General features: G+C 55.6%; 9 protein-coding genes. 5 read left to right on the top strand and 4 right to left on the bottom strand.

Annotation, left to right across the window (positions count from 1 at the left end; genetic code table 11):
- Positions 1 to 95: 95 nt before the first annotated feature.
- The 4 genes from glmU to HMPREF2726_RS08705 all read right to left on the bottom strand — a co-directional run bounded on the left by glmU (position 96) and on the right by HMPREF2726_RS08705 (position 2,891).
- Positions 96 to 1,469: a bifunctional UDP-N-acetylglucosamine diphosphorylase/glucosamine-1-phosphate N-acetyltransferase GlmU gene (gene glmU, locus HMPREF2726_RS08720; RefSeq protein ID WP_070603026.1), complete on the bottom strand. Its 1,374-nt coding sequence runs from the start codon at positions 1,467 to 1,469 to the stop codon at positions 96 to 98.
- A gap of 112 nt (positions 1,470 to 1,581) precedes the next feature.
- Positions 1,582 to 1,773, bottom strand: a complete 192-nt coding sequence (locus tag HMPREF2726_RS08715) for a hypothetical protein (RefSeq protein ID WP_003766199.1) — start codon at positions 1,771 to 1,773, stop codon at positions 1,582 to 1,584.
- A 108-nt stretch (positions 1,774 to 1,881) separates the two neighbouring features.
- Positions 1,882 to 2,172 carry a hypothetical protein gene (locus tag HMPREF2726_RS08710; RefSeq protein WP_003755616.1) on the bottom strand — a complete coding sequence of 97 codons (291 nt, stop codon included), beginning with the start codon at positions 2,170 to 2,172 and terminating at the stop codon, positions 1,882 to 1,884.
- Positions 2,173 to 2,234: 62 nt separating this feature from the next.
- Positions 2,235 to 2,891 carry a pyrimidine 5'-nucleotidase gene (locus HMPREF2726_RS08705; protein WP_070603025.1) on the bottom strand — a complete coding sequence of 219 codons (657 nt, stop codon included), beginning with the start codon at positions 2,889 to 2,891 and terminating at the stop codon, positions 2,235 to 2,237.
- A 62-nt stretch (positions 2,892 to 2,953) separates the two neighbouring features.
- On the opposite strand from HMPREF2726_RS08705, the gene HMPREF2726_RS08700 reads away from it, so the two are divergent.
- The 5 genes from HMPREF2726_RS08700 (at position 2,954) to HMPREF2726_RS08675 (ending at position 9,068) form a co-directional block, all read left to right on the top strand.
- Positions 2,954 to 3,955 carry a thiamine ABC transporter substrate-binding protein gene (locus HMPREF2726_RS08700; protein ID WP_070603024.1) on the top strand — a complete coding sequence of 334 codons (1,002 nt, stop codon included), beginning with the start codon at positions 2,954 to 2,956 and terminating at the stop codon, positions 3,953 to 3,955.
- Between the two features lie 358 nt (positions 3,956 to 4,313).
- Complete coding sequence (locus HMPREF2726_RS08695) at positions 4,314 to 4,568, top strand: hypothetical protein (protein WP_009312518.1); 255 nt, start codon at positions 4,314 to 4,316, stop codon at positions 4,566 to 4,568.
- Between the two features lie 763 nt (positions 4,569 to 5,331).
- A complete protein-coding gene (locus tag HMPREF2726_RS08685; protein WP_003755630.1) occupies positions 5,332 to 7,185 on the top strand; it encodes an ABC transporter ATP-binding protein in 1,854 nt (617 codons plus the stop codon).
- 377 nt (positions 7,186 to 7,562) lie between these two features.
- Positions 7,563 to 8,477 carry a patatin-like phospholipase family protein gene (locus HMPREF2726_RS08680; RefSeq protein ID WP_009312519.1) on the top strand — a complete coding sequence of 305 codons (915 nt, stop codon included), beginning with the start codon at positions 7,563 to 7,565 and terminating at the stop codon, positions 8,475 to 8,477.
- 249 nt (positions 8,478 to 8,726) lie between these two features.
- Positions 8,727 to 9,068, top strand: coding sequence for a hypothetical protein (locus tag HMPREF2726_RS08675; RefSeq protein ID WP_009312520.1), 342 nt, complete (start codon positions 8,727 to 8,729; stop codon positions 9,066 to 9,068).
- Positions 9,069 to 9,127 lie beyond the last annotated feature (59 nt).

The following is a 9,127-nucleotide window of genomic DNA, read 5'->3' as shown; positions in this document are numbered from 1 at the left end:
TCGCAAAGCCACCCCCATCCTAACCTTCCCCCGCCGGGCGGGGGAAGGGACAGATTGCTGTTGCTGCAACGAGTTGCGCAGGGCGGTTTACTACTTTATTTCTTATCGCCTTTTTCAGGACGCACCCAGCCTTCGATCACCGTTTGACGGGCGCGGGCGAGGGCGAGTTTGTTGTCTTCGACGTTTTTGGTAATCGTGCTGCCTGCGCCGGTTGTAACTTTGTTGCCGAGTTTGACGGGGGCGACTAGGACGCAGTTGGAGCCGATGCGGACTTCGTCGCCGATGACGGTTTTGTATTTGTTCACGCCGTCGTAGTTGGCGATGATTGTGCCTGCGCCGAAGTTGGTTTTGCTGCCGACTTCGGCGTCGCCGATGTAGGTGAGGTGGTTGGCTTTGGTGCCTTTGCCGATGGCGGCGTTTTTGATTTCGACGAAGTTGCCGACGTGTACGTCGTCTGACAGGCGGGCTTGCGGACGCAGGCGGGCGTAGGGGCCGATTTGGTTGTTTTGTCCGACTTCGCAGTCTTCGAGGTGGGAGAAGGGGGCGATTTTGCTGTTTGCGCCGATTTTGGCGTGTTTGATGACGCAGTTTGCGCCGATTTCGACGTTGTCGCCGATTTCGATGTCGCCTTCGAGGACGACGTTGACGTCAATCACGATGTCTTGTCCGTGTTTCAGACGACCCCTTAAATCAAAGCGGGCGGGGTCGCGCAGGGTAACGCCTGCTTTGAGCAAGGCTTGCGCCTGTTCGGTTTGGAAGATGCGTTCGAGTTCGGCGAGCTGGAGTTTGTTGTTCACGCCGGCGGCGAGGTGGGAAGCGCGCACTTGGACGGGATGGACTTTGATGCCGTCGGCAACGGCTTTGGCGATGAGGTCGGTCAGGTAGTATTCGCCTTGGGCGTTGTTGCTGGAGAGGGTGTCCAGCCAGTTTTTGAGTTTGGCGTTGGGCAGGACGAGGATGCCTGTGTTGATTTCGCGGACGGCTTTTTGGGCGGCGTCGGCGTCTTTTTCTTCGACGATGGCGGTTACGCTGCCTTGGCTGTCGCGGATGATGCGGCCCAAGCCTGTCGGGTCGGCGGGAACGTCGGTCAACAGTCCGACTTCGCTGCCGGCGGCTTCGAGCAGGGTTTCGAGGGTGGCGGTGTCAATCAGGGGGACGTCGCCGTACAGCACCAGCGTGCGGCCTTCGGCGGAAAGGTGCGGCAGGGCGGTTTTGACGGCGTGGCCGGTACCGAGCTGTTCGGTTTGTTCGACCCAGACGACGTCGCGTTTGACGGTGTCCAAAACTTGGTCTTTGCCGTGTCCGATGACGACGCAGATGTTTTGGGGATTCAGGGCGGCGGCGGTGTCGATAACGCGCTCAACCATGGGAAGGCCGCCGATGCGGTGCAGCACTTTGGGCATTTTGGAATACATACGCGTGCCTTTGCCGGCGGCGAGGATGACGATGTTGAGGGGTGTGGCGGACATGATGGGCTTTCTCGAATGCAATGTTGATGAAGGGGTATTTAGGGGTCGTCTGAACGGGGTTTTGGGGTTTCAGACGACCTTTTTATTTGGGTTTGGCGTGCGGACGTGGGGATTATGGTTTATTGGGTTTGGGGTTCCAGCGGTACGAGTCGGCATGGCTGCCGTGTTCCAAGCGGTCGAGTGTGGTCGGTTTCAGGGGCGTGCGTGCGGATGTGTCGGCGGGACGGCTGTCGAAGTCGTAGCGGTCTGTGGTGCAGCCGCTCAGGATGGCGGCGGTAACGAAAATCAGGGCGAGGGAACGCATGGTTTTCTCCTTTTTGAAAGACGGCAGGCGTGGGACGAACGGGATGGCGGTTATGTTTGAGGTCGTCTGAAACGGAAAAAACGGTTTCAGACGACCTCTGCGGGCGGATTATTCTTCGGTTTGCGTTTCGGGCGCGGCGTGTCCGGCACCTTGGGGTTTGTTCCATGTTGTGCCGCGTACGTTTTCTTGGTCGCCGTGCAGCGGTTTGAGGGTGCGGCGTTCGGGGCGGTATTGGTTGTAACGCATATCGCGGGAGTAGGTGCCGTCTTCGTAATAGATGCGCGTGCCTTTTTCGTATTTGGGGCGCAGGGAGGTGTGGCCGGATTCGTTTTGGTAGGTTTCCCAGGTACAGCCGGTCAGGGCGGCTGCGGCGGCGAGGATGAGGGCGGTGTATCGCATGATGGTTGTCCTTGTGGTCGGGCGGATTTGTGCCGTTGTTCAAACCCGATATTGTAAAGGTTTCAGACGAGTGCCGACAATTTTTCGGCGCATTCGGCGAGCGCCTGCATATCTTTTGCAACGGCGTCGGTAAAGGGCAGGGGATGGGCTTTGCTGCCGAACCATACGGTTTTCATGCCCAGCTCTTTGGCTTGGTGCAGGTTGTCCGCGCTGTCGTCGATCATGATGCACTGTCCGGGCGTGGCGTCGAGCAGGCGGCAGACGGTCAGGTAGGCTTGCGGGTCGGGCTTGTAGCGCAGCCCGAAGTCGTCCGTGCCGAAGAGTGCGTCAAAACGGTTTGCCAAACCCAATGCCCCGATAACGGCGCGGACGTAAAACGAAGGGCCGTTGGAAAAAACGGCTTTGCGTCCTTTCAGACGACCTAAAACGCTTTCGGTTCCCTCCATGCCTTGCAATTTTGCCAAGATTTGCGCGATGGGATGGCTTTCGCGCAGAAATTCGCAGATGTCGATTTCGGGATGGTGGATTTGCAGGCCGGCAAGCGTTGCGCCGTATCGGTGCCAATAGTCCTGACGCAGGTCGGATGCCGCTTCTTCGGAGAGCTTGAGGCGTTGTGCCATGTAGTCGGTCATGGCGCGGTTGATGATGTAAAAAATGCCTGCATCGGCGTTGTGCAGCGTGTTGTCGAGGTCAAAGAGCCAAACGGGGGAAAGGTTCATGTCGTGTGTTGGTGCGGATTTTGTTATGATGTTTCGTATTTTACCCGTACAAAGGTTAGAGAATGAAACTGAAATTATCCGCCCTCGCCCTCTTGCTGGCTTCGGCAAACTTATCCGCCCAGACCGAAGTGCGCCTTGCCGTGCACAAATCCTTCAGCCTGCCCCAATCCGTCCTCGCGCAGTTTGAAAAAGCCAACGACGCCAAAGTCTCCGTTATCAAAGCGGGCAGCGGCAACGAAATGCTCAACAAGCTGATTCTCAGCAAGGCAAACCCGATTGCCGACGCGGTGTACGGTTTGGACAACGCCAACATCGGCAAAGTGCGCGAAGCAGGCATATTGGCGGCGGTGCAGCCCAAATCCGCACCCGTTTCAGCGGGGATGCCCGTTATCGCGGCAGTCAATTACGGCTACGTTACCCTCAATTACGACAAAAAATGGTTTGAACAGAAAAAACTGCCGCTGCCCAAAACCTTGCAGGACTTGACCCGCCCAGAATATAAAAACCTGCTGGTTACGCCCTCGCCCGCCACCTCCTCGCCCGGACTTGCCTTCCTGATGGCGAACATCGGCGGCATGGGCGAAGAGGGCGCGTTCAAATGGTGGGCGCAGATGCGTCAAAACGGCGTGAAAGTTGCCAAAGGCTGGAGTGAAGCCTATTACACCGACTTCACCCAAAACGGCGGCGCCTACCCGCTCGTCGTCAGCTACGCCGCCAGCCCCGCCGCCGAAGTCCACTACTCCAAAGGCAAATACAGCGTGCCGCCGACCGGCAACCTCTTCCTCAAAGGCGGCGTGTTCCGCCAAGTCGAAGGCGCGGCAGTCTTGAAAGGCGCGAAACAGCCCGAGCTGGCGGCGAAACTCGTACAGTGGCTGCAAAGCGGCGAAGTGCAAAAAGCCCTGCCGACCGAAATGTGGGTCTATCCCGCCGTGAAAAACACGCCGCTGCCCAAAGTCTTCGAGTTCGCCCAAGCCCCGAAACACACCGACTCGCCCAGCCGCAACGACATCGACACCAAGCAGAAACAATGGGTCAGCCGCTGGACGAAGACCGTGTTAAGGTAAGCGGGAAGGTCGTCTGAAAATCCGCCGGTTCATCCCGTCGGCTGGATATAGGCAAATGACTTTATTTTCGATACGCAACTTATCGGGTACCGTCATTCCCGCCCCCGCCTGCGCGAGGACAGGCTACGGTGGGAATCCATTTTTGAAATTTGGAAACTGTTTTTCAAATCAAGGTTTCTCAAGTTTTACGATGGATTCCCGCCTGCGCGGGAATGACGGGATTTGACGATATGCCGTATTTAAAGTTAAGGATGTTGGCGATAAAAAAGGTCGTCTGAAAACCCCAAAACGGTTTCAAACTGATCGAAACCACGTTTCAGACGACCCCTTACCGTTTCGTTTTGAATGAAGGAATCCCATGAAGAAGCCCCTACTTTACGCCTTCACGCTGACCGCACTTGGCGGCTGTTTCTACACCGAAACCCCTTACGGCCGCACCACCGTCCTCGACCTGCCCGTCCATTCCCAAACCACCATCAACAAAACCGTTACCGTCAACGCCCCGCCGGGGACAACCGTCATTTATCAGGACAGCGAGCCGGTACACCGCTACGGCTATCCCTACCCGCCTTACCCGCGCCCGTATCCCGCGCGTCGGATTTACCGGTATTGAAAAATGTCTGTGAAAGCGATTTATGAAAAACTGACCAAGTTGCCCACCATTATTGGTCTGGATAATGAAGTCCTGTTGATTGAGGAACTTCAAAAAAGCGAGATATAGTGGCTTAACTTTAAACCAGTACGGCGTTGCCTCGCCTTGTCCTGATTTAAAGTTAATCCACTATAGAAGACATCAGGCAAAATCTGGACAGCTTCTTGTCTATATTGAGTGACCTGCAAATTTCGCATCAAAGTGACGGCATATTCGGCGTGACGCCTGAGAACAAGCACATTTTTTTCGGTTTTGTTTTTTGGCTTCAGTCCGTTCAAAATAAAATTGGAATGGATATAAGCCGATACGCCGATGGGTTCGATACGGATTTCAGCGGCGATTTGACCATATAAGGACGAATACTATAGTGGCTTAATTTAAATCAGGACAAGGCGACGAAGCCGCAGACACAGTACAGACAGTACAGAAACCGATTCACTTGGTGCTTCAGCACCTTAGAGAATGTCTCTTTGAGCCAAGGCGAGGCAACGCCGTACTGGTTTAAAGTTAATCCACTATAAAAGCCGTATTCCTTATCGGCACGCTGTTTCAGACGACCCCTCATCAATCACGGCACTTTGCCCGTCCCGACTTCCTTACAGTGTCTTCCCGCCGTTTTTTCCCGTAAAATAATGCCTTTAACTCCCGATACTTGTTTTCAGACGACCTGTCCCCACCGTAGAGGTCGTCTGAAATCCATTCTCTCTCAATTAAACCCAATACAATGATTCAAAAAATATTCTCATGGTTCGAATCCCGAATCGACCCTTACCCCGAAGCCGCCCCGAAAACGCCTGAAAAAGGGCTGTGGCGTTTTATCTGGAGCAACATCGAAGGCTTGCGCAAATGGATTGCCGTTTTGGCGGTGTTTACCGCCGGTATCGGCATCATGGAAGCCCTGTTGTTTCAATTTATGGGCAAAGTCGTGGACTGGCTCGGCAAATACACGCCCGCCACCCTGTTTGCCGAAAAAGGCTGGGCGTTGACGGCGATGGCGGCGATGATGGTGTTTTTCGCCCTCTGGACCTTCCTCGCATCCAACGTGCGCCTGCAAACCCTGCAAGGCGTGTTCCCCATGCGCCTGCGCTGGAATTTCCACCGCCTGATGCTGGGGCAGAGCCTCGGTTTCTATCAGGACGAATTTGCCGGCCGCGTGTCCGCCAAAGTCATGCAGACCGCGCTGGCGTTGCGCGACGTGGTGATGACGGTTGCCGACATGGTCGTTTATGTGCTGGTGTATTTCATCACCTCCGGCGTGATTTTGGTCGCGCTCGACGGCTGGCTGCTGCTGCCCTTTATCGGCTGGATGATTGGCTTCGCCTTAGTGATGCGCTTCCTGATTCCCAAGCTCGGCAAAACCGCTTCGCGTCAGGCGGATGCGCGCTCGCTGATGACCGGCCGTATTACCGACGCCTATTCCAACATCACCACCGTCAAACTCTTCTCCCACGGCGCGCGCGAGGCGGCCTACGCCAAACAGTCGATGGAAGAATTTATGGTTACGGTACACGCCCAAATGCGTTTGGCGACGCTCCTGCACACATGCAGCTTCATCGTCAACAGCTCGCTGACCGCCGGCACGACCGCGCTGGGCATCTGGCTTTGGTATCACGGACAAGTCGGCGTCGGCGCAGTGGCGACCGCCACCGCCATGGCGTTGCGCGTCAACGGTCTGTCGCAATACATCATGTGGGAATCCGCCCGATTGTTTGAAAACATCGGCACCGTCAACGACGGCATGGCAACCCTGTCCAAACCGCAAACCATCCTCGACAAGCCGAACGCCCTGCCGCTGAAAGTGTCGCAAGGCGAAATCAAGTTCGAACACGTCGATTTCTCCTACGAAGCCGGCAAACCGCTGCTCAACGGCTTCAACCTCACCATCCGCCCGGGCGAAAAAGTCGGTTTGATCGGGCGCAGCGGTGCGGGCAAATCCACCATCGTCAACCTGCTTTTGCGCTTCTACGAACCGCAAAGCGGCACGATTTCGATTGACGGGCAAAACGTGGACAGCGTGACCCAAGAAAGCCTGCGCGCCCAAATCGGTCTAGTGACGCAAGACACCTCGCTGCTGCACCGTTCCGTGCGCGACAACATCGTTTACGGCCGCCCCGACGCCACCGACGCCGAAATGATTTCCGCCGCCGAACGCGCCGAAGCCGCCGACTTCATCCCCAACCTTTCCGACGCCAAAGGACGGCGCGGCTATGACGCGCACGTCGGCGAACGCGGCGTGAAACTCTCCGGCGGCCAACGCCAACGCATCGCCATCGCCCGCGTCATGCTCAAAGACGCGCCGATTCTGCTGCTCGACGAAGCCACCAGCGCGCTTGACTCCGAAGTCGAAGCCGCCATCCAAGAAAGCCTCGACAAAATGATGGACGGCAAAACCGTCATCGCCATCGCCCACCGCCTCTCCACCATCGCCGCGATGGACAGGCTCATCGTCTTGGACAAAGGCCGCATCATCGAAGAAGGCAGCCACGCCGAACTCCTCGAAAAACAAGGCCTCTACGCCAAACTTTGGGCGCACCAGAGCGGCGGTTTCCTCAACGAACACGTCGAGTGGGAGCATTAAAAACCGCCTGATAAAGCGGGCAAGCAAAAGGTCGTCTGAAACCGAAAATCAGGTTTCAGACGACCTTTTTTGATTTCGGCATAACGATGCGCTAAACTTCCCGCTTGTGCCGCTTGACAAGGCGGATGGCAGATTGCCTGTTCCCCTGATTCCGCCTGTTTTCATGACCAAGCGGGCAACAGGTTTTCTGCCACTTTATAGTGGATTAACTTTAAACCAGTACAGCGTTGCCTCGCCTTGTCCTGATTTAAATTTAATCCACTATACCGCAGCCGCGCCGATAAAAACACGACGGAGCGCATACCGCGACAGGTTTCGCGCCATTCGGCTGACAATATGTTCCAAACCAAAAATCCATCTATAAAGGTCGTCTGAAAATGAAACCATTGCTGATTCAAACACTGCGCACTACGCTGACAGCGTCTGTCGTACTCATGCTCGCTGCCTGTCCGAGCCACACCTCCGACAAATCGGGTGCCAAGCCGAATACCCATACCGCGAATGCCGCCAAGCCCAAAGCCGTGGTCGCGCTTGCGCTCGGCGGCGGCGCATCCAAAGGCTTTGCCCATATTGGCATTATCAAGGTCTTGAAAGAAAACAATATTCCCGTCAAAGTCGTGACCGGCACATCCGCAGGCTCCATCGTCGGCAGCCTGTACGCTTCAGGCATGTCGCCCGACCGCCTCGAACTCGAAGCCGAAATTTTGGGCAAAACCGACTTGGTTGACCTGACCCTGTCCAGCAGCGGCTTCATCAAAGGCGAAAAACTGCAAAACTACATCAACCAAAAAGTCGGCAACCGCCCCATCCAACAATTGCCGATTAAATTCGCCGCCGTCGCCACCGATTTTGAAAGTGGTAAAGCCGTCGCCTTCAACCGAGGCAACGTCGGACAGGCAGTCCGCGCGTCCGCGTCCATCCCCAACGTGTTCCAACCCACCATGATTGGCGGCCGCCGATACGTTGACGGCGGTCTGTCGCAGCCTGTTCCCGTCAGCGCGGCTAAAAAACAAGGCGCCAATTTCATTATCGCCGTCGATATTTCCGCCCGTCCGGTGAAAAACGTCAACCAAGGCTTTTTCTCTTACCTCGACCAAACGTTCAACGTCATGAGCATTCCGCTGCTCCAACACGAATTGGGTCAGGCAAACGTCGTGATCAAACCGCAAGTGTTGGAGATGGGTTCTATCGGCGGTTTCGACCAAAAACGACGCGCCATCCAGCTGGGTGAAGAAGCCGCCCGCGCCGCCTTGCCCGAAATCAAGCGCAAACTCGCCGCCTATCAATATTAACCAACAAGCCTACCGCAGCAAAAAGGTCGTCTGAAAACAGCTTTTCCGTTTTCAGACGACCTCTACTATAGTGGCTTAACTAAATCAGGACAAGGCGATGAAACCGCAAGACAGTACAGACAGTACAGAAACCGATTCACTTGGTGCTTCAGCACCTTAGAGAATGTCTCTTTGAGCCAAGGCGAGGCAACGCCGTACTGGTTTAAAGTTAATCCACTATACATCGCGGGACGGCATCAAAGGATGTTTATGAACAACAAACTCATCGCCTTGATATTAATGGGCGTTTCGCTGAACGCAGCGGCAGACAGCATAGAAGACAATCTGATGAACGCGCGTTCCGCCTACCGCGCCGCCCTGAAACAGCAAACCGGCAACGACAGCAAAATCATCTCCCTGCAAAGCGACCTTGAAGATGCGCAATACCGCCTGCAAAAAGCCCAAGCCGACATCGTCCGCTTGCAGGGCGAGCTTCAGGCGGCGATGAATGTGAAAAGCCAACAGGCGGAAACATTGAAACAGGCAGGGCAGCAGCTTGATGCCGCGTGGGGTGCCGTGTACGGTCCGGGCGGAACCAAAGCAGGGCGGTAAACGGTCCGCGGTTTGCCGTGTCGATAGATATAGTGGATTAAATTTAAATCAGGACAAGG

Origin of the sequence: Neisseria sp. HMSC074B07 (assembly GCF_001810355.1) — a bacterium.
Lineage (GTDB): Bacteria > Pseudomonadota > Gammaproteobacteria > Burkholderiales > Neisseriaceae > Neisseria.
Note: the sequence above shows the minus strand (reverse complement) of the source record. Positions and strands in the feature narration are given on the sequence as shown.

Excerpts from the sequence above, each read along its gene's own strand:
- HMPREF2726_RS08710 (WP_003755616.1), bottom strand. The coding sequence starts at position 2,172 with ATGCGATACACCGCCCTCATCCTCGCCGCCGCAGCCGCCCTGACCGGC.
- HMPREF2726_RS08700 (WP_070603024.1), top strand. The coding sequence starts at position 2,954 with ATGAAACTGAAATTATCCGCCCTCGCCCTCTTGCTGGCTTCGGCAAAC.
- HMPREF2726_RS08680 (WP_009312519.1), top strand. The coding sequence starts at position 7,563 with ATGAAACCATTGCTGATTCAAACACTGCGCACTACGCTGACAGCGTCT.
- HMPREF2726_RS08715 (WP_003766199.1), bottom strand. The coding sequence starts at position 1,773 with ATGCGTTCCCTCGCCCTGATTTTCGTTACCGCCGCCATCCTGAGCGGC.
- HMPREF2726_RS08675 (WP_009312520.1), top strand. The coding sequence starts at position 8,727 with ATGAACAACAAACTCATCGCCTTGATATTAATGGGCGTTTCGCTGAAC.
- HMPREF2726_RS08705 (WP_070603025.1), bottom strand. The coding sequence starts at position 2,891 with ATGAACCTTTCCCCCGTTTGGCTCTTTGACCTCGACAACACGCTGCAC.
- HMPREF2726_RS08695 (WP_009312518.1), top strand. The coding sequence starts at position 4,314 with ATGAAGAAGCCCCTACTTTACGCCTTCACGCTGACCGCACTTGGCGGC.
- glmU (WP_070603026.1), bottom strand. The coding sequence starts at position 1,469 with ATGTCCGCCACACCCCTCAACATCGTCATCCTCGCCGCCGGCAAAGGC.
- HMPREF2726_RS08685 (WP_003755630.1), top strand. The coding sequence starts at position 5,332 with ATGATTCAAAAAATATTCTCATGGTTCGAATCCCGAATCGACCCTTAC.